Origin of the sequence: Bifidobacterium callimiconis (assembly GCF_003952005.1) — a bacterium.
Lineage (GTDB): Bacteria > Actinomycetota > Actinomycetes > Actinomycetales > Bifidobacteriaceae > Galliscardovia > Galliscardovia callimiconis.
In genome coordinates, this window is sequence record NZ_QXGJ01000003.1 from 275,779 (window position 1) to 299,092 (window position 23,314).

The 23,314-nt window shown below is 62.6% G+C and carries 25 protein-coding genes and 1 pseudogene; 12 read left to right on the top strand and 14 right to left on the bottom strand.

What is annotated here, in order from left to right:
* Positions 1–12: 12 nt before the first annotated feature.
* Positions 13–714, bottom strand: coding sequence for an ABC transporter ATP-binding protein (locus D2E23_RS04530; RefSeq protein ID WP_126029790.1), 702 nt, complete (start codon positions 712–714; stop codon positions 13–15).
* Positions 715–1,247: 533 nt separating this feature from the next.
* Positions 1,248–2,555 carry a YhgE/Pip domain-containing protein gene (locus D2E23_RS04535; RefSeq protein WP_126029791.1) on the bottom strand — a complete coding sequence of 436 codons (1,308 nt, stop codon included), beginning with the start codon at positions 2,553–2,555 and terminating at the stop codon, positions 1,248–1,250.
* Positions 2,556–2,729: 174 nt separating this feature from the next.
* Here D2E23_RS04535 and D2E23_RS04540 point away from each other — a divergent pair, with 174 nt between their 5' ends.
* Together D2E23_RS04540 and D2E23_RS04545 are read left to right on the top strand one after the other, a co-directional pair.
* A complete protein-coding gene (locus tag D2E23_RS04540; RefSeq protein ID WP_164520669.1) occupies positions 2,730–3,401 on the top strand; it encodes a TetR/AcrR family transcriptional regulator in 672 nt (223 codons plus the stop codon).
* A gap of 51 nt (positions 3,402–3,452) precedes the next feature.
* Positions 3,453–3,986, top strand: a complete 534-nt coding sequence (locus tag D2E23_RS04545; RefSeq protein WP_126029793.1) for a DUF3592 domain-containing protein — start codon at positions 3,453–3,455, stop codon at positions 3,984–3,986.
* Positions 3,987–4,003: 17 nt separating this feature from the next.
* On the opposite strand, the gene D2E23_RS11575 is transcribed toward D2E23_RS04545, so the two are convergent.
* Positions 4,004–4,759, bottom strand: a complete 756-nt coding sequence (locus D2E23_RS11575; RefSeq protein WP_164520670.1) for a helix-turn-helix transcriptional regulator — start codon at positions 4,757–4,759, stop codon at positions 4,004–4,006.
* Positions 4,760–4,795: 36 nt separating this feature from the next.
* Here D2E23_RS11575 and D2E23_RS11580 point away from each other — a divergent pair, with 36 nt between their 5' ends.
* Positions 4,796–5,362, top strand: a complete 567-nt coding sequence (locus D2E23_RS11580) for a DUF1349 domain-containing protein (RefSeq protein WP_164520671.1) — start codon at positions 4,796–4,798, stop codon at positions 5,360–5,362.
* A 46-nt stretch (positions 5,363–5,408) separates the two neighbouring features.
* Here the strand turns inward: D2E23_RS11580 and D2E23_RS04555 are convergent, their stop codons facing one another.
* Positions 5,409–5,771: a winged helix-turn-helix transcriptional regulator gene (locus D2E23_RS04555; RefSeq protein WP_126029795.1), complete on the bottom strand. Its 363-nt coding sequence runs from the start codon at positions 5,769–5,771 to the stop codon at positions 5,409–5,411.
* Between the two features lie 105 nt (positions 5,772–5,876).
* On the opposite strand from D2E23_RS04555, the gene D2E23_RS04560 reads away from it, so the two are divergent.
* From D2E23_RS04560 to D2E23_RS04570, 3 genes are all read left to right on the top strand, one after another.
* Positions 5,877–6,452 (top strand): flavodoxin family protein, encoded by a 576-nt coding sequence (locus D2E23_RS04560; RefSeq protein ID WP_164520672.1) that lies wholly within the window; start codon positions 5,877–5,879, stop codon positions 6,450–6,452.
* A gap of 81 nt (positions 6,453–6,533) precedes the next feature.
* Positions 6,534–7,253, top strand: a complete 720-nt coding sequence (locus tag D2E23_RS04565) for an SDR family NAD(P)-dependent oxidoreductase (RefSeq protein WP_126029797.1) — start codon at positions 6,534–6,536, stop codon at positions 7,251–7,253.
* Positions 7,254–7,523: 270 nt separating this feature from the next.
* Positions 7,524–8,045: an NAD(P)H-dependent oxidoreductase gene (locus tag D2E23_RS04570; protein ID WP_126029798.1), complete on the top strand. Its 522-nt coding sequence runs from the start codon at positions 7,524–7,526 to the stop codon at positions 8,043–8,045.
* 474 nt (positions 8,046–8,519) lie between these two features.
* On the opposite strand, the gene D2E23_RS04575 is transcribed toward D2E23_RS04570, so the two are convergent.
* Positions 8,520–9,458, bottom strand: a complete 939-nt coding sequence (locus D2E23_RS04575) for an SDR family NAD(P)-dependent oxidoreductase (protein ID WP_126029799.1) — start codon at positions 9,456–9,458, stop codon at positions 8,520–8,522.
* Between the two features lie 121 nt (positions 9,459–9,579).
* Between D2E23_RS04575 and D2E23_RS04580 the strand changes: the two genes are divergently transcribed.
* The gene (locus tag D2E23_RS04580; RefSeq protein ID WP_126029800.1) at positions 9,580–10,239 is read left to right on the top strand and encodes a TetR/AcrR family transcriptional regulator; all 660 of its coding nucleotides are present in this window, start codon (positions 9,580–9,582) and stop codon (positions 10,237–10,239) included.
* Positions 10,240–10,281: 42 nt separating this feature from the next.
* Here D2E23_RS04580 and D2E23_RS04585 read toward each other — a convergent pair whose 3' ends face one another.
* Together D2E23_RS04585 and D2E23_RS04590 are read right to left on the bottom strand one after the other, a co-directional pair.
* Entirely contained in the window at positions 10,282–11,646 is a 1,365-nt protein-coding gene (locus D2E23_RS04585; RefSeq protein ID WP_126029801.1) for an MFS transporter, read from the bottom strand.
* A gap of 387 nt (positions 11,647–12,033) precedes the next feature.
* Entirely contained in the window at positions 12,034–13,020 is a 987-nt protein-coding gene (locus tag D2E23_RS04590) for an AraC family transcriptional regulator (protein WP_126029802.1), read from the bottom strand.
* A 191-nt stretch (positions 13,021–13,211) separates the two neighbouring features.
* On the opposite strand from D2E23_RS04590, the gene D2E23_RS04595 reads away from it, so the two are divergent.
* Together D2E23_RS04595 and D2E23_RS04600 are read left to right on the top strand one after the other, a co-directional pair.
* Complete coding sequence (locus D2E23_RS04595; protein ID WP_126029803.1) at positions 13,212–13,586, top strand: type II toxin-antitoxin system RelB/DinJ family antitoxin; 375 nt, start codon at positions 13,212–13,214, stop codon at positions 13,584–13,586.
* Complete coding sequence (locus D2E23_RS04600) at positions 13,586–14,218, top strand: PIN domain-containing protein (RefSeq protein ID WP_126029848.1); 633 nt, start codon at positions 13,586–13,588, stop codon at positions 14,216–14,218. The genes D2E23_RS04595 and D2E23_RS04600 overlap by 1 nt, the downstream gene beginning before the upstream one ends.
* Positions 14,219–14,267: 49 nt before the next feature.
* Here D2E23_RS04600 and D2E23_RS04605 read toward each other — a convergent pair whose 3' ends face one another.
* Both D2E23_RS04605 and D2E23_RS04610 read right to left on the bottom strand, forming a co-directional pair.
* The gene (locus D2E23_RS04605) at positions 14,268–15,071 is read right to left on the bottom strand and encodes a methyltransferase domain-containing protein (protein ID WP_126029804.1); all 804 of its coding nucleotides are present in this window, start codon (positions 15,069–15,071) and stop codon (positions 14,268–14,270) included.
* Positions 15,072–15,126: 55 nt separating this feature from the next.
* Entirely contained in the window at positions 15,127–16,557 is a 1,431-nt protein-coding gene (locus D2E23_RS04610; protein WP_240541486.1) for an MFS transporter, read from the bottom strand.
* Between the two features lie 149 nt (positions 16,558–16,706).
* On the opposite strand from D2E23_RS04610, the gene D2E23_RS04615 reads away from it, so the two are divergent.
* Positions 16,707–17,612, top strand: coding sequence for a LysR family transcriptional regulator (locus D2E23_RS04615; RefSeq protein WP_126029805.1), 906 nt, complete (start codon positions 16,707–16,709; stop codon positions 17,610–17,612).
* A 147-nt stretch (positions 17,613–17,759) separates the two neighbouring features.
* Here the strand turns inward: D2E23_RS04615 and D2E23_RS04620 are convergent, their stop codons facing one another.
* On the bottom strand, positions 17,760–18,092 hold the full coding sequence (locus D2E23_RS04620) for a winged helix-turn-helix transcriptional regulator (protein WP_126029806.1): 333 nt from the start codon (positions 18,090–18,092) through the stop codon (positions 17,760–17,762).
* Between the two features lie 166 nt (positions 18,093–18,258).
* On the opposite strand from D2E23_RS04620, the gene D2E23_RS04625 reads away from it, so the two are divergent.
* Positions 18,259–18,897: an NAD(P)-dependent oxidoreductase gene (locus D2E23_RS04625; protein WP_126029807.1), complete on the top strand. Its 639-nt coding sequence runs from the start codon at positions 18,259–18,261 to the stop codon at positions 18,895–18,897.
* Between the two features lie 90 nt (positions 18,898–18,987).
* Here D2E23_RS04625 and D2E23_RS04630 read toward each other — a convergent pair whose 3' ends face one another.
* Positions 18,988–19,527: a PadR family transcriptional regulator gene (locus D2E23_RS04630; protein ID WP_126029808.1), complete on the bottom strand. Its 540-nt coding sequence runs from the start codon at positions 19,525–19,527 to the stop codon at positions 18,988–18,990.
* Positions 19,528–19,711: 184 nt separating this feature from the next.
* Between D2E23_RS04630 and D2E23_RS11805 the strand changes: the two are divergent.
* A pseudogene (locus D2E23_RS11805) lies at positions 19,712–20,338 on the top strand (NADPH-dependent F420 reductase); the annotation flags it as partial.
* A 25-nt stretch (positions 20,339–20,363) separates the two neighbouring features.
* Here the strand turns inward: D2E23_RS11805 and D2E23_RS04640 are convergent.
* The 3 genes from D2E23_RS04640 to D2E23_RS04650 form a co-directional block, all read right to left on the bottom strand.
* Positions 20,364–20,852: a flavodoxin gene (locus tag D2E23_RS04640; RefSeq protein WP_126029810.1), complete on the bottom strand. Its 489-nt coding sequence runs from the start codon at positions 20,850–20,852 to the stop codon at positions 20,364–20,366.
* 115 nt (positions 20,853–20,967) lie between these two features.
* Complete coding sequence (locus D2E23_RS04645; protein WP_126029811.1) at positions 20,968–21,450, bottom strand: MerR family transcriptional regulator; 483 nt, start codon at positions 21,448–21,450, stop codon at positions 20,968–20,970.
* Positions 21,451–21,718: 268 nt separating this feature from the next.
* On the bottom strand, positions 21,719–23,080 hold the full coding sequence (locus D2E23_RS04650; RefSeq protein WP_126029812.1) for an MATE family efflux transporter: 1,362 nt from the start codon (positions 23,078–23,080) through the stop codon (positions 21,719–21,721).
* Between the last annotated feature and the right edge of the window lie 234 nt (positions 23,081–23,314).

The following is a 23,314-nucleotide window of genomic DNA, read 5'->3' on the forward strand; positions in this document are numbered from 1 at the left end:
ATTGGCTCTCCCCTACCATTCGATGTCGGCGATGGGCGTGGGGTTCGGGTTCGCGGTGATCTCGGTGACCTTGCCGGAGCGGAAGCGGATCAGACGGTCGCCCATGGGCGCGAGCGCGGAGTTGTGGGTGACGAGCGCCACGGTGATGCCGCGCTGGCGGCAGGAGTCCTGCAGGAGCTGGAGCACCTCCTTGCCGGTGTTGTAGTCGAGCGCGCCGGTCGGCTCGTCGCACAGCAGGAGCTTGGGGTTTTTGGCGAGCGCGCGGGCGATGGACACGCGCTGCTGCTCGCCGCCGGACAATTGCGCGGGGAAGTTGGCGAGGCGTTCGCCCAGTCCCACCTTGTTGAGGGTTTCGCGGGCGTCGAGCGCGTTGGGGCAGATCTGGGAGGCGAGTTCCACGTTTTCGAGGGCGGTGAGGTTGGGGACCAGGTTGTAGAACTGGAACACGAAGCCCACGTCGAAGCGCCGGTAGTCGGTGAGCTGCGCCTCGGACGCCTTGGTTATGTCCACGCCGTCGAGGATCACGCTGCCGGAGGTGGCGCGGTCCATGCCGCCGAGGATGTTGAGCGCCGTGGATTTGCCGGCGCCGGAGGCTCCGAGGATGATGGCGAGTTCGCCCTGTTCGATGTCGAATGTCGCGTGGTCGAGGGCCTTGACGGCGGATTCGCCGCTGCCGTACTGCCGTACCACGTCGTGGAATTGCAGGAATGCCATGATGAATTCCCTTCGTCGGTGTTGCGGGTCGCATGCGCGCCCGTTGTGTCTGTTCTTGCCTGCCATTCTGCGCGTCATGCGCCGGCTCGTTCGGTACCGACAGTCATCTTATTCAACACAGTGTGGAATTAAATCTACAATATGGCCGAACCTGTGGAGTTTTCCGAACCGAAAACCCACTTGCCGGCCGACCGCCGTCTCCAGGCGGAGCTACCTGCCGAAATGGAGGTCCTTTCGCCCCCTCGCACAGACCTAACCCCCGAAAAGGAGGTCTTCCCAAAAGTAGACCCACAGACAACGCAAGCAATAACAGGCATGTTTTCCAATAAAACTATCCGCCGTCAACCTCATATTGCAGCGTTCTTCAAATCGAAGGACCTCCATATCGCCGGTTAGGTATCCGCAAACCCCTGCCAAGAACCTCCATTCCGGCAGATAGCCCGCGATTCGCACAAAGGGCCATTCCGAAAAGCTCGGAATGGCCCAATTGAACAAGAATGCGCTCGGACTCTTATCCCGTCCGAATCAAGTCATCATTTGTCAGAGACCTCAGACGCCCTGTGACGTCCAAGCGGCAGCAGGCCAGCGCACACGAAGATCACCAGACCAACGCACAGGATAATCAGCAACGGCCCGGACCCAACGTTCCACCAGCCGCCACCACGGTAGAGGACGGCACGCACACCATCGCCGATGAAATGCTGCGGTACCCAGCCGTACACCCAGTTCTGCCAGAACTCGGGCAGCAGTTCGTACGGCAGCAGGCCACTGGTCATACCCAGCCCCAAGCCAAGTAAGCCGCATCCGAGTCCAAGGAACTTGTTGACGTTCATCAGACCAAGGAACAGGGTCATCAGCGCGAAGCTTGCGAACCACAGGAATCCAAGCATGCTACCAGGCAACCACCCGGATCCAAGCATGGCGAAGATGCAATCAGCACCGAGCGCCACGCAGAACGCCCAGACGGCTGCCGCCGCAAGCTGCCCACCGAACGTCGCCCAACGCTGAGTTCGATCGTCGTAGTTCTTGCGCGCGAATGCACCTACAACCAGGAACGACACGAGCATCGACATCATGTAGACAGGCATGATGAGCACGTTCTGACCCATCATCGCCGCAGTGGGCAGACTGCTGTTCGTCGTCACGTCACCTTCATTGAGCACCGTAACCTTCACCGCGGCGCCGGTCCTTTCGAGCATGGCGGGCACGCTCTGCTTAAGCAGATTGGCGATCAGCGGGCTCTTGGCGTTGTCGATGACGAGCTTCACATTCGCGCCGGTCTCGGCTGCGGCGGACGACGACGCTTCCGAAGCGCCTGCGGACTGGGCCTGCTCCGCCGCGGCCTTCTGCAGGGAGGCCTGAACGAACTGCTGCGCAGCCTCACCGGTCAGCCCTTGCTGCGCGGCCTGGGTCTGCGCCTGCGTCATGACCTGCGCCAGCGCAGTGGCCGATTCGACGTTTTGCTTGACCGCGGCCTGCTTGGCCGCCATCTGCTTGGCCGTGAAGTCCTTCGGCACCACGATGGCCGCATAGTAGTCACGGTTATCGAATCCCTCGCCAAGCTCCTTCTGCGTGGAGACCTTAGTCCACTTGATCGCCGCCTGCCCGTCGGAGTCGGACGATTTCGCGGATTCGGTGAGCTTATCGACCATCACGTCGCCGACGTTCATATCACCCTGCGCGGTTTTGGCTCCTTCGTCCAAGGACAAAATGGCCACCGGCAGTTCTTTCATATTGGCGTTCATCATCGGATAGAACATCAATGTCATAAGGCATGACACAAGGACGATGACCGCCAGCGGAGTGACGTATTTCGCATATCGCTGCATGTGCGTACGCATGGTTTCCTCTTTTCCTGCACCTGTTGTGAAGCGTGTCGCGATCCACGTACCGTACGGATCCGGCCTATGCGTACAATGAGTTTATTCATCAAAGTGTCGAATAAAAATCCCCAACATTTGACACGCTGTCGAGTTTTCAACAAGGCCAAGCACACGGCCAGAAGGAGACGAATCATGGCACGACCGAAAGCTGCCGAACAGCCGGCGACCGTGAAGATGCAGAACGCGTTCTGGAAGCTGCTGGAGGAAAAACCATACGACAGAATCACCGTCAGCGACGTCACCCGAACCAGCGGACTCAACCGCACGGCGTTCTACTACCACTACACGAACATCGCCGAACTGGCCGACGACGCTATCGCTTCGATCTATCAGGATGCGGGACTGATCGCATTCATCACCCGGCTGATCCGCAAACCGGACGACATCGACCTGCATCACGAATACAGCCACTTCATCAACGTTCCGCAATACCAGCGCAGCGTACACAAGGTCTCGCTCATCACCGGACCGCACGGCTCGACCGGGCTGACCAAGCAGCTGCAGAACTTCATCGTCGACATCTGGATGGACCTGATCGGGCTGGATAGCCAACTGCTCAACCCGGGCCAACAGCTCATCGTCGACTTCGCATCCAACGGCATTCTCGGCGTGCTGTCCAACGCCAACGCATTATTCAACACCGAAGGCGCCCAATGGATCGCCCGCACCCGTCTGCCGGAAACGGTCTCGCACCTCATCAACTCTCTGCCCGACATCACCGACGATCAGCCGGAACCGAATGCAGCACGGACCGGAGTCTCGAATCGATCGGGGCATCTGGAAGAATCGGAGCCAGCGGAGTAGATTTAGCCCATATACCGCAACATTCACACGAACGAAGGCAACGGAACCGCAATGACGCACACGCAGATCGCAATCCTGATGCTCGCCACCCTCGGACTTCCCGGACTGGCTCTGCTTATCGCCGGCATCGCCGTCATCGCCGTCCAACGCGGCAGGGCGCGTCGCTGCACGGCCGTGACCACCGGCTGGGTGATCGACTACCGTTTCCCCGGCGGGGACCAGTTCTACCCCGTGATCGGCTATCAGGTGGATGGCCGGGATTATAAGGTCAACCGCCGGTTCCGTGGATACGTCACCACCTCCAAGATCACGCCGCTGAACCCCTACGTGGATTCCGGCGCCTACGTGTCGGACAGGGACGTGCTGCACATACGCTCCGGCATGGTCACGAACTACCGGACCATGGCGCAGCAGCTGTGGCCGCAGGGCAGCACGATGCCCGTGTACTACGATCCGGCGAATCCGGCGCACGCGTTCGCGCAGCGGGTGCCGAACTACACGTCGGCCGTAGGCATCATCTTCTCGGCGTTCGGCGTGGCGACCCTGCTGGCCACCATCGCCATGGCGTTCGTACTGCTCGGCTAGCGATAGACGGCCGCGTCTCACGTTCGATGCCGGGCACGGTATTCGCCCGGAGTGACGCCATAGCGTTCCTTGAATCGTTTGCCGAAGTAGCTCGCATCCCGAAACCCGCATCGTCGTCCGACGATGGCAACCCCTCCCCCACCGGATGCCAGCATCACGGCCGCCCGACGCAGCCGGTAGGCCAACAGATAGTCGCCCGGGCCAGCGCCCGTATGGCGCTTGAACAGACGGAAGCATTCGGTCCGGCCGATTCCCGCGCTGTCGGAGATTTCGGCGACGTCGATGTCATCGCCGAAATGCTGTTGGATGAACGCGAGCATGGTCCGCATCCGCCGTCCGCGACGCATTTCGATCGCGCCCGCGGTCCCGATGGTCTGACGCCCGAACGCGGCAAGCGCCAGACGCCACAGTCGCGCCACATGCTCGACGTATTCCAACGCCACCGTGTCACCGCCCACACCCAATGCCGTGATGGCGCGTATCTCTTCAACGACGTCGGCGTCCCGGTCCGCCTGCAGCCGCATGCCGGCGAACCGACGGTTCAGCACCGGCAGCACGTGATCGGCATATATCGTGCCGGAAGGCTGCCCGGTAAGGAACAGCGGCGAAAACGTGACGCAGCTCATGACGGCTCCCGGCGAGGGGTTGTCCGCCGAGTGCAGCGTCTCGGAGTTCACGAACACGCCGTCGCCCTGCCGCAGACGGATCGCCTCTCCACCGTTGAGGCGGTAGTCGCATTCGCCGCGATTCGTCGGCGGAGGACACCCATGCACGCCGAACGATCCCGGCGACCGGAAAGGAACGCGATCATGCTTCAGGGAGACTGCAGATTCGATATCAGGGGCAATGTGCTGGCCATGAAGGCCGAGCCGGGCAGGGATTTCTTCGTGAACCCCGTCGACGGCAGCGTGATCGCCGACGCGGCCTTCGCCTACCAGCCGACCGAAGGAGATTTCATCTGCAGGGCCAAGGTGTCGCTGCACCACGAGAGCAAATTCGACGGCGGGGCGCTCTTCGCCTATCAGGACGACACCCACTGGGTCAAGGCGTGCTTCGAGCAGGGCGACTACGGATTCCAGTCGGTCGTGACCGTGGTGACGAACGGCACCTCCGACGACTGCTACGGCGTCACCGTGCCCGGCGATGCCGTCTGGCTTCAGCTCGCCCGCACGGGCGACGTATTCTCCATCCACTATTCCTTCGATGGCGACCATTACTTCATGTCACGCCTGTGCTCGGTGCCGTTCGACCGATGGATGAACGTCGGCTTCGAGGCGCAGTCCCCCCACCGGCGACGGAGGCGAGCGCTACTTCACGAATTTCACCATACTGAACCACGGACTGGCCGATCCACGCGCCGGCCGGTAACGGCATGACCGCCGATGTGAAGGAGACTGACGGGAATCCGGAAACAGATTCCCGTCAGTCGTTTTCGTTTTCGCCCTCCTCCGCCTCGGGCTTGGCGTCGAGCAGCAGCTGGCCCCATTTTTCGAATTCCTTGAGGGCGGGGATGATCGCGTAGCCGTTGTCGGTGAGCGAGTATTCGACGCGCGGCGGCACCTCGTTGTACTGGACGCGGTTGACCAGCCCGAATTCCTCGAGATCGCGCAATGTGTTGGTGAGCATCATGTTGGTGATGCCGAGCTCGCGCTTGATCTCGTTGTATCGCGCCGTGCCATGTTCGCTCAGAACGTACATGACGGGCAGTTTCCATTTGCCTTCGATCGCCTTGAACGCATAGCCGATGGCGCAGGTCGGCGCGGTGATTCCAACGTTTTCGCTCATGTTTCCCCATCCTAACATCGCCGTATTCCAAAAATCAGTTTTCTATACCTAGGTTGAAAAGTATATGTACTTATGTATTCTAGACATGGTTCGAGAAAACGACTATTGCGAATCGGAGCGATTCCGGTCGATTCGATTCCGCGCAATCTCGCGCAAGGAGCAATCATAAGCAAGCACATCCTCGTCATTCAGGGCAGCCCGACCAAGGGCGGTAACGCCGACATGCTCGCCGACGCATTCATCGAGGGCGTCGAGGCGGCCGGCAACACCGCGACGAAACTCGAGATCGCCGACATGAACATCGCGCCGTACACCGCCCCGGACCAGCCGGAGGGCGACATGACGCAGGTGATGGACGCCATGAAGGCTGCCGACGGCATCGTGATCGCCACGCCGACCTACCGGATGCAGTTCTCCGCACAGCTCAAGGCGGTGATGGACCGCATGCCGTTCGACGCGCACGACGATCTGGCCGGCAAGGAGCCCGCGCTGCTGGTCGCCGGCGCCAGCCCGGAGGAGGTGCTCGTCAAGGACGTGCTCGCCTACTACAAGATGTGCTTCGGCGAGAGCCTCGAATGGAAGATCCGCGGCTCGGTGCTGGCCGCCGGCGTCTTCGCCCCCGGTCAGGTGGCCGCCACGCCGTATCTGGACAAGGCGCGCGAGCTCGGCCGCACGTTCTGAACTACCCCGGCACACCGGAACACCGCAACGCATCACGGCACGACAACGAAAACAGCAACGGGAAACGGAAAGGACGCAATCATGCAGATCGCACTGATCACCGGCTCGGGCCGCAAGGGCGGACTGGGCTATGAGACGGCCCGTCAGCTCGGCGAGGCCGGATACCACGTGATTCTCGCCGCGCGCCGGCCGGAGCTCGCCGAACTCACGCAGGAGCTCATCGATGCCGGCATCTCCGCCGACTACGTGGTGATGGACACGACCGACGAAGTCAGCGTCTCCGCGGCCGCGGCGGAGATCGGCCGCCGGTTCGGCCGGCTCGACGTGCTCGTCAACAACGCGGCGTCGATGCGCGCGGGAGCGTCCGTCGAGCAGCAGGATCTCGCCGAGATGCGCGCGGTGCTCGACACGAACGTGATCGGCACGTGGAACGTCACGCAGAAGTTCATCCCGCTGCTGCGCAGGTCCGAGCACGGCCGCATCGTCAACGTGTCCAGTGGCGCCGGCTCCTACGGCGACCCGCAGTACGGGTTCCTGCACGGCGCGATGGGCATCCCGGCCTCCGGATACGGCCTCTCCAAGCTGGCACTCAACGGCCTGACGATCAAAACCGCGAAGGAGCTGGCCAAGGACCATATCCTCGTCAACGCGGCCTGTCCGGACATCACCGACACGTTCGGCTCGGGCATGTTCGGTCGCCCGGTCGAGGTGAGCGCAAAAAGCGTGACCTGGGCCGCCATGCTGCCCGACGACGGTCCGACCGGCGGCTTCTTCCGCGACGGCCAGCCGCTGCCGTGGTGAGACCGCTGCCACGCCCCGCACCTACGCCCCGCGTCCACACCCACGCCCACGACGGCGGCCACCCGCGAGACGACCACACGAGACGACCACACGAGATGACCACACGAGACGACCACTCCGGGCATGCACTTTCCGCCAACGTTCGCCCAGAACGTATACACCAACGTTTCGGCGAATCGTCTGAGAAAGTGGATGCAGCACTTCAATATCTCGTTTCGAGGTATTAGTATGAACCGTACATCGACATCCATATAGCGAAGGAGATATCCCATGAAGACTCTGGTGCTTGTATTCCATCCCGATCTGAAGGGCCAGTCCCACGTCAACGCAGCTCTGGCCGCCGCGGCCGAGAAGACGCCGAACGTGACCGTGCGCGACGAGTACGCGCTGTACCCGGACGGCAAGATCGACGTCAAGGCCGAGCAGGCCGCCGTCGAGGCCGCCGACCGCGTGGTGTTCCAGTTCCCGCTGTACTGGTTCTCCTCCCCCGCACTGCTGAAGACCTGGGAGGACGAGGTGCTTGAGCACGGCTGGGCGTACGGCGGCGACGGTCACGCGTTCGAGGGCAAGGAGTTCGCGGTGGCCGTCTCCACCGGTTCGCCCGAGTCGAAGTACCAGCCGGACGGCGACAACCGTTACACCATCGATCAGGTGCTCATCCCGTTCGACGGCACCGCCCACCACATCGGCGCCACCTGGGTCAAGCCGTTCGTGACGTTCGCATCCTTCGGCATCTCCGACGAGGCGCTGACCGAGGCCGCGAAGAACTACCAGGAGTTCCTGTCCAAGTAGTTCGTGGCTCGCACGAGACGCATGCGCATTCATACATTCATAGCGGGCGGCTCCATCGTACGATGGAGCCGCTTTTCCATAGGTATCGGGCATTGCTTTCGGGTCCATGCTCGGATCGTATCGACGTTGATCAGCGATTTGATCGCGCGGCGCCCATCCGACGATTCCACGCCCCCGCTCTCGCCCTCAACCCTGGAACCGCCCCGTGCGGGCCATATCAACGGCAATCCTCGAGTTCTGTGCGGATTTTCCCGGGCCGCGGACACCAATCCTCGAGTTCTGTGCGCCGCTGGAGCAAAATCCGAAGTATGACCCTTGGAATTCCAACGGCCATACTTCGCCTATGCCGTTTTCTCCGCACAGAACTCGAGGATTGGTGTCCGCATGACCCTTAAATCCACACAGAACACCGAGTTAGACAAGTCAAATCAATCGATTCGGCTCAATCCCGCCGGAGATCCCCTGCATAACGCCTCAGGATTCAGGCCACAACCCCGTTTCGCCCGTACCCCGACCGGCCAACGTGGACGCCTCACCGAGATACGGCGCGCAGGCATGCGCGCAATAATCCCAGATGCGGCGTTCCCCTTCCTCCGACAACCATTTGGCGCTGATGCGCTTACGGCGTCCATTGCCCCAGAATTCACCGCTCACGCCTTCCACCGACGGGTCGGTCGCCATAAGCACGCTGGTGCGCGCACCGTGGGCGGCGGTGCGGATAAACGGCAGCCATAGGATGAGCAACGGCAGCATCCACAGTGATTTGCGGATCGACTCCCGCTGCAGCGCAGTCACCGCGGACCCCGGTTCCACCGTGTTCACCGTGACGTTGCGCACACCGTCCGCTTTGAGCCGCGCATCGAACTGACGCATGAGCCACCAGACATACAGCTTCGAAAGACCGTAAGCGCGCGGCATCGAATAGCTGCGTTCCAATTCGATGTCGTCGAGAATCGGGCGCCCGCCCTGACGGTAGGATTCGCTGGCGACGGTGACGATGCGCGCGGATGGGCTGCGTTCCAGCAACGGCAGCAGTAGGTTCGTCAGGAGGAACGGCGCGAGCGTGTTGATGGCGAACGTCTTCTCGTGGCCTTCCGCCGTGGTTTCACGGACGGAGCCGAACTGTCCGCCGGCATTGTTGACGAGCACGTCAAGATGATCGAAGCTCGCGGCGATGTCATCGGCGAACCGCGCGACTTCGCTCATCAGCGACAGATCGGCGACGCGGGCGTGCACGTTGCGATTGCCGGTTCGCTCGACGACCCAGTCGCGAGCCTCCCGTGTCTTGCGCGGGTTTCGACCATGCATGATGATGACGTGCCCCTGTGCCGCAAGTGCGAGCGCGGTCCGTTTGCCGATGCCGCTGGATGCGCCGGTAACGAGGATGATCTTGCTGCGATGGGCGTCGTTCATGGCTGTTGTTCGCTTTCCCGATTATGGTGGTACAGATGTGACATCACCGACGATAATCATCGACGAACAACCGCCGCAAGCCGTTGCGGCTCGGCGATGACAGAACGCAAGGAACTGTGACATGGCGACGAACGACCATTCCCGCTCATCCGGTGAATCCGGTGGATATACCGAGGTCCGATCCGACGCGCGCCCCGACGACCGCCGACTGGCCACGCTGCATCGCAACAACGAGGAGTCCAACGCCTTCGTGCGCGAATGCATCGAAGGGGCGCTTATTCAACTGATGGAGACGAAATCGTTCGCCTCCATCACCGTTACCGACATCGCGCGGCGGGCCGGCGTCTCCCGCAACGCCTACTACCGCAACTACGCCTCGAAGGAGGCGATTCTCGACGGTTTCCTGACCGCCATCTTCGAGGAGATCAACCGCAGTCTGCTCCGATATGATCCGATGACGCAGACCCGCGAGGCATGGCTGACCATGCTGGCCGGCGTGCGCCGCATCGCCCCGCAGTACCGGCTGATCCTGCGGGCCGGACAGGCCGACCGGCTACGCGAACGGATGCGTGCGAGCATGAACGGCAGCGCCTTCCGTCATGAGGTCGGGCCACGGTACGCCGCCGCCTATTGGGCTGGCGCGATCTGCGAAGTGGTCAGCCAGTGGGTACTGCACGACATGGACGTACCGGACGGCGAGCTCGCCGACATCATGACCGATCTCATGCTTCACGGCGTCGCCACCGCCGACCGCTACCACACCGACTGCCAGGCGACCTGACGGCCCCGCAACGCGTCACGCGCTTTTCGTTGCAGTACCCGGTCAGCGGTCGATGTCGATCCGCGAGATTCGCAGCATGTACCAAGCTCCGGGCAGGGTAAGCAGGCCGCCGGCGATGAACACCCAGCCGATCGGGATCACGTCGGCGAGGGGCGCGAAGACGAGCATGCCGATCGGCAGCGCGAACGTCGTCATCGTGGTGTCGAGTCCGAACACGCGACCGGTCATCGACTCGTCGGATTCGGATTGCATGATGGTGCGCACCGGGCCGAGGCACATGGCCGACGCCACGCCGCTCACCACGTCGACGACAAGATACACGAGCAGATTCGGCGCGATGCCGAGGCCGACGATGCTCAGGCCCACAAGCGAGACCGCGCACGCCGCCATACGCATCTGCATGCGGCTGCTGTGCAGCATCCGTGCGCCGATCGACGACATGAGCGCGCCGCCGATCAGCATGCCGATGCTCCACCCGAGTTCGTTGGCGGCGAGCTTGTCGGACGCGGTGGTGAAGTTCACGAATCCAAGGTTCAGATCGATGCCGTCATATTCGCGGGTCATGAGCAGCAGCGTAAGGTTCATCGGCGCGACAGACATGATGCAGGTGAGCGCGTCGCCGATGATCACGCCGCGCAGGTACGGGTGTTTCATCGTGTAGGCGAAGCCGTCCCGGAGATCAGCGAACGTACGGCGGATGCCGGAGACGATCGGACTCGCGCCGTCGGTTGCGGCCGGCATCGCGCCGTCCTGATCGTGCCGTACCGCCGCCGGTCTTTTCGGCACACGGATCAGTGCGACGAATCCGACGCCGATCACGGCCGTCGTCACGTCGACGAGCAGGATCGACCATAGCGGCACGATGTTGATGAGCACGGCGGCCGCCGCCGGCGCGACGATGAGGTTCGCCGAGTTGATGATGCCGTAGATCGAGTTGACGCGCAGCAGTTTCCCGGCGGGCGCGACGTCGGGAATGAACGACTGCACGGCGGGCGTTTGGATGCCGCCGCCCGCCGATCGGATGAACAGCACCGCGAAGATCAGCGACAGATTCGCCCAGCCGGTCGCGAAGCTCACCGACAGCAGCACGGTGACGGCGGCGATGACAAGGTCCGGCAGCATGACGAGTCGCTTGCGATCGTACCGGTCGGCCATGGACCCGCCGAAAATCGACACGACACCCTGCGGCACCACGCCGAACAGGGTGGCGAGCAGCATGGACCAGCCGCTTTTCTCCTGCATGACGATCCACCACCAGATGGCGTATTGCACGATGTTGGAGCCGAGCAGCGAGAACGCCTGACCGGTGAGCAGTAGCGTGACGTGGCGTATCCAGCCGTTTTCGCGCGGATCCGCCGATGCGGTTTCCGGTACGGTGGACGTTACGGATTGGGTATTCCCAGACATGATTCGGGTATGCTTTCTGTGTTACGGCGCACACGGGAACCACTTCATTCGATGAATGAATAAACGAATGTGCGATGTGCAATGCGTGTGCGATGTGCAATGCATGTGCAGTGCACTACGTGGCGTGCGCCGATGGTCATGATGACGATGAATATTGCCATATCCCGGGTTCGCCGGATTTGGACGACGCCGGCAGAGACACGTCCGAGAACATGGCGGCATCGACTAACACCGGCCGGGAAGGCCGCCGGTCTGCGGGCAGGCACCCGCCATCACGCAACACAAGGAACACATGGGCTACCACGCTAACCGTCCGCACCGACAATACTCATCGACGGAACGAGACCTCCCGACGACCGACAACCGACGATCAGCGACCGACTCAGCCTATTCGCACTCCCGCGCACGGTATTCGCTCGGCGAGCAGCCCATGCGTCGGCGGAACACGTAACCAAAATAGGCGGTCGACGAGAAGCCGCACGCCGCGGCGATCTCGCCGACGGCCATATCGCCGCCAGCCAGCAGTTCGCGACCCTTGCCGATGCGATAGTCGGTCAGATACTCGTTCGGCGTACGACCGGCATGACGGCGAAACAGCTCGCAGCACGCCCGGCGGCCGACCAGTCCGGCGTGGGCGATGTCGTCAAGCGTGATCTTCGACGCGATATTGGCATGGATGAACGCCACCATGGCAAGGAACGTGCGCAGCGAATCAGGCGAGGAAGGAGGCGTGGAACCCGCCCGGCCGGAGATCCGCCGCCCGGCACTTCCGTCAATGGGTTTCGGCACCTCCACCACCCGCTCCAACGCCAGCGAACACAGCGTGGCCGCCTGCGATACGGCATCCAGCGAACGCAGCCGGTCATGCACGCATGCACCCATCGTCCGTTCGAATCCATCGATGCCGAACAGCAGTTTACGATCGGCTGACTCATCGGCGTTCAGCATCACGTAGTCGCTCATATCGTCGTCCATGCGGCCCAGCATCGCGCGCGCCAGATCCGGCCACAGTCCGCCGAAGAACACCGGGTCGACCATCGCCGTCACGAATCGGCAGTCCTCGCGTTCGTCGGAAAACAGGTAGTGCAGTCGTCGCGAGTTGATGAACACGCCCTCGCCGGCGCGCATCCTTCTCGTCTCGCCGTTGACGACCAGCATCGTCTCGCCGGAGACCACGTGGATGAATTCGAAGTCGCGATGCCAGTGGCAGACGATCCTGTAGCCGAACCGACGCAGATTGTCACGTCGACCATACAGCGGCAGTCCCGGCAGATTGTATTGCGGCCGTTCCGACAGGTCGGAGAAGATGGTCAGCGGGTTGGTCGACGACTCGGAAACGTCATCGTCGAGCACAGAAACATTATTGCCAGACACGGTAAAGGTACTCTGCTCCCCCGGAAGCTACATTCAGGAGGCCGACGATTGGGCGTAACCGGCACAGCCGGGCGTTACCGAGAGTCGGCCGATCGTCGTTTTTGCAAGGCATGCATCTGCGCCGCTTTCGCTCGTCGTTGATGCTGCTATACTGTATAGCAGCATCAACGACGAGCGAGAGGAAACCTATCATGACGACCGTGCAGATGAATGTGCGCATCGATGCGCAGCTCAAGGCGACCGTCGATGATGTTCTACGCAGAAACGGCGCGTCGGCCAGCGACATGATCCGTTCCGTCTGGTCGTATATCGCCGACCGACAGCAGCTGCCCCTACTGGAAACCACCGCCGAGGAGGAGGCCCGGCAGCGACAACGGCTACGCAAGCTGGCCCTCATCGACGAATCGGCCGGATATGCCCAAAAGGAGCTCGCACAGGTCGGCGCCATCGACGCCTCGGACGACCCGTTCGGCGATCTGCTTGATGACGAATCGCCCAGCGACATCGGCGATGCCATGTACGGCCAGCGCCTCGACGAGTACCTCGCCATGGAGAGGGGCGAATGATGACCGCCCTCTTGCCAACCGGCGGCCCGCCACCCGATCCCCTCGATGGCAGCATCGGCAGCGATCACGGGAGCACACCCGACGCATTTCCCCGAACTTCCCCACGCCGCGCACTCCTGGATACCAATGTTCTGCTGGATCATCTCATGCGCAGGAACGATGCGGCGGAACACGTAACGACCATGCTGAAGATGTGCGTGCTCCACGATGTCACTCTGCTTTGCGCATCCACATCGTTGAAAGACATCGCCTACATTTCCGAGATGATGATTCGCAGACAGTTCGGCCACATGGACGCGAACACCGAAGCCCGATCAGAGGCCAGTGCCGGCGACCGTTCCCCTTTGGAGGCGGCCACGATACGCATGGTCACACGACGGATACCATGGCATTGCGTCGAGCTTGCCCGCAGGATCTGCGACATCGTCGCCATCGATCAGACGACATGCGATGAGGCCATGCTGCTACGCGACCGCCATGACGACTTCGCGGACGATCTCATCATCGCCGCCGCGCACCAATCGCATTGCGACGTTGTCATCACGTCCGATCGGAAGCTCATCGAACACTTCCCCGGGCATTGCGTCAGCCCGAGACGAATGACGGAGCTCCTCTCCGCGCAGAACCCATAGATTCCCGAATGACGCGAGCCGCCGCGCCGAGTCGCCAGGCAATGCCCTACTATCCGCGTACGGCGGTGAGGAAGAATCGCGGGAAGGGGAAGATGATGCTGCCGTCGGACTGTGTGGGGTAGGCGTCGCGCACGCGGCGGAAGATCTCGTCCTCGAAGGCGGCGCGTTCGGCGTCGTCCGCGAGCGCCTGCAGGTATGGCCGCAGTCCGGTGCCGCGGTACCAGTCCATGATGGCCGCGTGCGAGGGCAGGTTGTGCATGTATGTGATCTTCCAGATGCGGAAGGCCTCCACCAGATCGCTGCCGTGCAGCAGCTCCCAGTATTCAGGCGGGGTGAGGTTGAAGAATTCGCGTTGCTGCGGGAGCCGGTCGGCGTACCGCGGCGTGTGCACGACGTCGGCGATGATGCGGTGGATTGGCTCCTCGTAGTTCATCGGCGTCTGTACGGCGAGTATGCCGCCGTGGCGCAGGAGCCCGAGCAGCGCGGGGATGAGCCGCGGATGGTCCGGCACCCATTGGATGCACGCGTTGGAGAACACGACGTCGAAGTCGTGCGGCAGTGCGTCAAGGTCTTCGGTTTTCGACACGTCGCACAATGCGAAGTCGATGTCGGGGTGAGCTTTGCGTGCGGCGTCGATCATCTCCGGGGAGCTGTCGACGCCGAGGATCTCCGCATGCGGATAGCGATCGCGCAGTACGGCGGTGCTGTTGCCCGGCCCGCAGCCGATGTCGAGCACACGGCGGACCTCGCCGTCGTCCGGCGGCAGCTGCATCGCCAGATCACGCGACGGCTGCGTGCGCTCGTTCCTGAATCGCAGATACTGTTCCGAATCCCATTGCACCGTTTGCGTCATGCGACTCACCCTATGACCGTATTGATCACGATTCGGTCATAGGGTCGCATGTTGGTCAGCGATCACGCCAGCGAAGGAGTTCGAAGACGAGTACGTAGGCGAGCAGGATCGCGGAGGCGAGGAACACGCTGCGCAGGGCGAGCGTGAGGCTGGGCAGGAATGTGGCGATCACGCCGAATACGGCCACGCCGATCGCGCCGCCGACCTGACGGAACGTGTTGAACATGGCCGAGGCGATGCCGGCCTGCGCGGAGTCCACGCTTTTGAGCACCACGCCGGCGGCGGACGGCGTGGTGATGGCCGCGCCGAATCCGACGACGCTGAGCCCGGTGGCGATCACCCAGACAGGGATCGGCGCGGGCGTGAGGAATTCGATCAGAAAGCCGACGATCATGATCGCAAGTCCGAGCGTGATCGAGAACTTGGATCCGCGGGCGTTGATGATCTGTCCGCCGGCGAGGTTGCCGATGATCGTGACGAATGCGGACGGCACGAACACGAGTCCGGCGGCGAACGGGGTCATGTGCAGTTCGTTCTGGAGGAACATCGTGCAGATGAACACCATGCCGTACCAGTTGAAGATCATGATGAAGCCGATCTGCAACGCCACCTGCATGCCGCGAACACGGAACAGGTTCAGCGGCATCATCGGTGCGGCGACCTTCTTCTGCGAGAGCAGGAACGCGGCGAGCGCGATCAGTCCGGCCGCCAGCAGCGCGAGCGTGGCGGGTACCGCGAATCCGATCGAACCGACTTCGATGATGCCTGCGACGAGCGCGGTCAGGCCGATCAACGACAACGTCTGACCGAGCCAGTCGAAGCGGATGGCCCGGTGCGGCGACGGCTTGATCCAATGCGCGACCGCCAAGATCATGAGGCAGAACGGCACGTTGATGTCGAACACGAGACTCCAGTGGATCGGCGTGAGCAGGCCGCCGAGCAGCGGGCCAACCGCGGATGCGGACGCGCCACCCGCGCCCCATAGGGTCAGCGCCCACGAGCGTCGGCGCGGGTTCGGGTTGGCCTCGTTGATGAGCGCCATCGACGCGGGCAGGATCAGCGCGGACGCCACGCCGAGCAGGCATCGACCGGCCACGAGCGCGGTCATGGACCAGGCGAACGAGCAGAACAGCGAGGCCGCGCCGAACAGGGTGGCGCCGGCGAGGAACAGCCGTTTGGCGCCGAATCGGTCGGTCAGACTGCCGGCGAGGAGCAGGAGCGCGGCGAACAGCAGCGTGTAGCCGTCGACGACCCACTGTTGCACGGCCATGTCGCCGCCGAGCTCCGCGGCGATGGTGGGCAGCGCCACGTTGACGATGAGCACGTCCATGCCGGCGAGGAACGAAGCGACCGCCGCCGCGAACGTGGTGAGGTTGGAGGAGAGACGATCGCCGCGGGATGCGGTGCCGTCGTTCGGCTGCGCGGCGTTCGTTGCATTCGACGCATGCGGCACGTTCATGGCCGTCGTTCTGATGGAATCCGTCATATGTCCCCTGACTTGGATTACAGCGATTTGTATGTTCGTTCGGTTATTGCAGTAGCCATGATATTCTCGGAAACAGTTGGAAAATAACGGTTTATAAATGCTTGTGGTTCATAATTCATAAACCATGGGTTTACATATGAGGAGCCCACATGTACGACAGACGCCTCGACGCGATCCTCGCCTCGGCCGAGCTCGGCAGCTTCGGCCGGGCGGCGGCACATCTGCACATCTCCACGCCGGCGCTCATCAAGCAAGTCAACGGATTCGAGCAAGAGCATCATCTCACGCTGTTCAAGCGAGGACGTGCCGGCGTGACGCTCACCCCGGCCGGAGCATCGCTGGTCGCCGACGCCTACGACATCATCGATGAGTCGAAGCATGCGCTACGTCGGGCGCAGAGGATGACGAGCGCCAATGCCAGCATTCGCCTCGGCGTCTCCCTGCTGCGCCCGGCCACCGCGCTGCTGGACCTGTGGTCGCGGCTCGCCCCGACCATGGCCGCGCACAATCCCCCGATCCGCCTTGAGCTTGTGCCGCTGTCGGACGCGCCGGACGGATTCCTGTACGAGCTCGATCATCTGGGCGCCACCGTGGACGTGGTGGTCACAGGGTTCTCCCGTACCAATTGGAACCATCCGTGCCAGGCGGTGCAGCTGGCCGAATACCAGCTGTGCATGGGCGTGCCGCTGACAAACCGGCTGGCGAATCGGGCACGGCTGACCGTGGATGATCTGTCCGGCCAGCGCGTGCATCTGCCGCCGATCGGCGGTGGCGATGCGCTGGATGATGCACGGACACGGCTTGCGGTCAATCCCGATGTCGAGCTCGTGGATCTGCAGCGGTACGAGTTCGACGCGTTCAACGAGTGCGCGCAGTCCGGCGATCTGCTGCTGGCGAAGAGCATCTGGCACAACTTCCATCCGTCCATCCGGCTGATTCCGATGGATTGGGACATCACCGTGCCGTACGGACTGCTGTACGCGCAGCATCCGACGCCGGCAGTCCGCGATTTCGTGGCGGCCGTGGCCGACTCGGTGAGCGAGAACGGCCAATAGCCGATACAACCGTGATTCGCAGCGTCTTTCGGAAGTTCTCCACCCCCACCGACGGGGCAAAGGTGCTGCGAATCACGAATCATGCCATAGCCGTGGATGATCGAACGACGACGAACGATCGCCCAGCATCGGGGCCGGCATCGGGATTCAGGCAACGCCCACACGCTCCTTGTACTGCTCGCCCCAATCCCACAGGGCGTCGATCACCGTCTGCAGACTACGGCCAGTGTCGGTCAGCGAGTATTCCACGCGCGGCGGTACCTCGGCGTACACCTTGCGACTCACCAGACCGTCGGTCTCCATCTGCCGCAGGTTCGCGGTGAGCACCTTCTGCGAGATGTGCCCGATGGACCGCCGCAGTTCGCTGAAGCGCTTGGTGCCGTCGAGCAGGTCGCGCACGATGAGGATCTTCCATTTATCGGAAATCAATGTGAGCGTTGTCTCCACGGGACACGCCGGAAGCGCAGTGATATCGACCATGTTCACACCTCGTCAGATCGTTGGAATTGCACAATAGTTCCTTTTTGGTAACTATGGAACTTTCAGGTGCCTTCTTCCGTTTTTGAATGTACTTCAATATCGTACTGTTCCATCGGCGGCTGCACAAGAGTCGCCAAGGAACACCACACATACAAGGAGCACACCCATGACGAAGATCGCAGTCATCGCAGCCAACGGCAAGGCCGGCCGTCTCATCGTCAAGGAGGCCGTCGATCGCGGCCTCGACGTGACCGCCGTCGTGCGCGGCGAGAATCGGACCGTCGCGCCGCACGCCATCGTCAAGGATCTGTTCGATCTGACTGCGGCCGATCTCGCCGGATTCGACGTGGTCGTCGACGCGTTCGGCGCGTGGACGCCGGACACGCTGGATCAGCATTCCAAGTCGATCGCCCATCTGGCGGACGCGCTCGCCGGCACCAGCACCCGACTGATCGTGGTCGGCGGCGCGGGAAGCCTGTACGTGAACCCGGAGCACACGCTGCAGCTGTTCGACACCCCGGAGTTCCCGGCCGAGTATGTGCCGCTGTCGAAGGCCCAGGGCGCGGCGCTCGACGTGATCCGCAAGCGTAACGACGTGCGCTGGACGTTCGTGTCCCCCGCCGCCGAGTTCCTGCCCGATGGCGAGCACACCGGCCGCTACGTGCTGGCCGGCGAGGAGCTGACCACGGACGATGAGGGCAACAGTGTCATCAGCTACGCCGACTACGCCATCGCCATCGTTGACGAGGCGACCGCGGCCGACGCCGGTGCGCACATCGGCGAGCGTATTTCCGTGCGCTGGTAGGTCTATGGCAAAAATCCGCGATTCACAGCGTCATTCGGAAGTTTTCCGACCCCGATGACGGGGCAATGATGCTGTGAATCGCGGATTTTTTTATTTGCCGTCCGACTCCAGACCGAGCTCGTCGCGCAGCCATGCGATCTCGGCGGCGATCTCGGCGTCGTGCACCTTGATGATGCCGCGACGGTACGGGTCGTCTATCTGGTCGAGCGACAGCGGATTGCCGGCGTCGCAGTAGAAGAAGTGGATGTCCTGCTGGCTCAGCAGATCGTAGCGACGACGCAGCACGGCGTCACGGTCGGCCTTGTCCGGCACGACGCTCAGGAAAGTGAGTACGACGGTCCATTTGGTGATGTCGGTAATGTAAAAGCCGCTCGCCCCTTTCAGCTCCTCGATCAGCTTTTCGCGGCCGGCGTCCAGCAGCGTGAACACGCGGCGCTGGCGTCCGTCACGCGGTTCGGAGCGTTCCGAGATCAGTCCGGCGTTCACCAGACGGGTCGTGGCGGGATAGATCGCGCCATCGCTGAATTTGCGCGCATACCCCTGCAGCTGCTCCATCTTCTTGCGCAGCTCGTATCCGCACATGGATTTCTCCGAGAGAAACCCCAGAATCATCATTTCTATCAGGCTCATGGCTCTAGCATACCTCGTTTCGACACGCCACGTTTAGACATATCTCTATTCGAGGTATATAGTCATAGCCAACGCCGCGAGATATCTCGAAAAGAGATATGTCGAAGCGAGATAACTTGATCATCCAAAACACAAACCCGCAACCGCCGGCGGCACCCATCGCCGGCAGCCACCCGAAAGGAACGCAATCATGACCAACATCACCATCTTCGGCGCAGGCAACATCGGATCCGCCGTGGCGGGCATCGCCGTCAAGGCCGGCGTGACCGTGCAGGTCATCGACCGCAACCCCGACAAGGCCGCCGCGGCCGCCGAAGGCGTGACCGGCGCGAAGTTCGGCGCGGCCGAAATCACCGGCAGCATCGTCGTGCTCGCCCTGCCGTTCCCCGCCTACGACGAGGTCCTCGCCGCCTACGCCGACCAGCTCGCCGGCAGGACCGTGGTGGACGTGGCCAACCCGATCGACTTCACCACCTTCGATCTGGCTCTGCCGGAGGGCGCGAAGTCCGCCGCCGAGTATCTGGCCGGCAAGCTGCCGCAGTCGACGATCGTCAAGGGCTTCAACACCACGTTCGCCGCCACCTTGGCCCTCGGCGTCAACGACGGCGCCCCCACCGTGGTGCAGCTGGCCTCCGACGACGAGGACGCCAAGAAGTCCGTGGCCGCGTTCATCGAGGCCGCCGGACTGAAGACCGTGGACGCCGGCCCGCTCAAGCGCGCCCAGTACCTCGAGGGCTACGGCGCCCTGCAGATCATCCTCGGCGTGACCGAGCAGACCCCGTGGACCGGCGGCTTCAAGGTCGTGAAGTAACCGCGACCAGGACTCCGAACTGGGCTCACAACCCCAGTTCGTCGACCCACTTGGCCAGTTCGCGCTCGCTCACGTTCGCAGCGAGGCGACGGCCCTTCTCCCATTCGGCGTCGGGCGCGGAATCGTGCAGCTGCACGCCGTCGGCGCCGCGCACGCTCGAACCGGACGTGGCGAACGTCACGATGGTCTTGCCCTTCCAATCCTGGCTCTCCAGGAATGTGCGCACCACGCGCGGCGCGGTCTCCCACCACAGTGGATATCCCACGAACACCACGTCGTACGGCGTCACGTCGATCGGATGGTCGAGCGCCGGGCGGATCGAACGATCACGCTTCTCCACGCTCGAGCGGCTGGACGGATCACGCCAGTCGATGTCGGCGGCAGTGTACGGCTGCGCCGGCACGATCTCCTTGATGTCGGCGTCGGCCGCAGTCGCTAGTCGTGCGGCCACCGCCCGCGTGGTGCCCGTCGCCGAGAAATACGTGACCAGAATTCGCTTGCCTGACTTGCCCATATGAGGCTCCTTTCCTATACGCTTCTAGTCCTATAGACCTCGAGCGCTTGAAGTCAACGACTACGCCGACAGCGTTTTCGTACGATCCACCCGAAACACCCGGCAACGGGCATAATCAGCGACCGACGCCACCCGTCACCTTGCCGTCGGACTGCAGATGCTTGACCTTATCCACGATGTCGGAGTTCTCCTCCAGCAGACGCCGGGCATCATCGGCCCGCCCTTCGGCGACGGCCCGCCAGTAGAGCGTCTTGAACGACACGTACGCCTGCTGCATACGAATAACCTCGGCCCTGGCGGCAAGCCGCAGCGCCTGCGCGTCGAGCAGTTCCATCTGACGACGGGCGCCCTCGGCCCCTTCCGCCGCGTTGGCGAGGTACTCGCGCATGGCGTCAAGCGGCATGCCGGTGGACGACAGGCACGAGATCGTGGTCAGCCGCTCGAGATCGGCGTCGGAGTATGCGCGGTGCCCGGAACTCGGATCGCGCGCGATCGGCGGAATGATGCCCACCTGCTCGTAGTAGCGCAGCGTGGATTCCGGCAGTCCCGAGATCAGCGACGCCTCGCGAATGGTGTGCCATGTGGTCGTAGCGCTCATATCATCGATCCTTTCCGAAACCGGCTTTCGGCTTGTCCCATCGGGATCATTTGATCACGGGCCGAGGGAAATGACCAATACTTTTGCGCAATGCAGAAGTATGTGGATTGGGTATGGCGGGCGGGAGGGGCGGGTGTCTGAGGTTTGAGCCCTCCCTCAGTCGCGCGTTCGCGCGACAGCTCCCTCCCGTGGAGGGAGCACACTGCCATTGAATGCAGCCTGACCGTCACGCGTGCAGTCTCGTCGTGGCATCTTGGGAGGGGGCGATTTATCGGTGCAGGGATCTGAGGATGTACCGCTGGATGGGGATGGTGACGGCGAAGGTGAGGATGTCGGACACGGACTGCGCCATCTCCACGCCCAGCACGCCAAGGAAGTGCGGCAGGATCAGCACGGCGGGCGCCAGAAACAGTCCGGTTCGGCATACGGCGAGGAACGAGGCGATGCCGGTCTTGCCGAGCGTCTGACTCATCATGTTGCCCATCATGTTCACGCCGTTGGTCACCACCGTGACGCATTGGAAATGCAACGCAGCCACGCCCACCGCCACCACGGCCGGATCGGAACGGAAGATCTCGACCAGCTGCGGCGCGAACGACCAGATCAGCACGGCCAGGGCCAGCAGCACACCGGTGGCGAGCTTCACGCAGAACCAGTAGGCCTGACGCACACGATCGTATTTGCCGGCGCCGTAGTTGTAGCCACATACCGGCTGGAACCCCTGCCCCAAACCGATGATGATCGAATTGGCGCCGAGCATGATGCGCATCACGATGGCCATACCCGCGATGGCCGCGTCTCCGAACGGATTGGCGGCGATGTTCACGCAGGTGGTGGCGATCGATCCGGCGCTCTGACGGACCAGCGACGGCAGGCCACCTCCCGCGATCTCGCGCAGCAGCAGCACGTCCGGCCGGCAGTTGCGCAGCGACAGGCGGATCACACCGAATTTGCGGCTCATCGTCGTCAGGATGACGAAGCTCACCGTCTGGCAGATGCCGGTCGCCAGTCCCGCGCCGAAGATGCCCATGTGCAGCACGAAGATGAACAGCGGAGCGAGCAGGAAGTTGAGTAGCGCGCCGGTCACCAGTCCGATCATGCCGAACGCCGACTGACCCTGATAACGCAGCAGTCCGTTGAGCGAGAACGATCCGCACACGCAGGGCGCGGCCATGAGGATCGGCGTCAGATACTGCACGGCGTACGGCGCGATGGTGGTGGTGGAGCCGAGCATCATGACCAGCGGATGCAACGTGAGCAGTCCGATGATCGCCACGGTCAGGCCGCACAATACCGATCCGGCGAAACCGACGGCCAGCAGTCTGGCCGCACGATCGTCGTTGCGTTTGCCCAGTTCACGACTCATGGAGTTGCCCGCGCCGTTGCCGAAGAAGAATCCGATGGCCTGCAACACGGTCATGATCGAAAATGCGATGCCGATCGCGCCGGACTGGGAGGTGCCGAGCTGTCCGATGAAGAACGTGTCGGTCAGATTGTAGGCGGTGGTGACCAGATTGGAGATCACCGCCGGCAGACACAGCCGCAGGATCAGCGGCCGGATCGGGCTGCCCGTCATCTGCCGGTACTTGGCGTCGGCGCTCGCCCGTTTGATCGTATGCATGCGAACCACGGGACGGTACTGTACTCGCGCGCCGGAACCGGACGGAACACCTCGTTCGGAACATGAAATACGCAAACTACCAGCGTGATATGCGGAATACATGCAGAGTTCACCATGCGTTCAACTTCGTACCCTCCTATGGCAACGTTCACGATCGACAATGATCATAAGGATATGTGCCCTTCCGCCAAACAGACGCTGGAAGGGCCTCGACAGGGGAGACAGGATGCTCGGACCACGAAC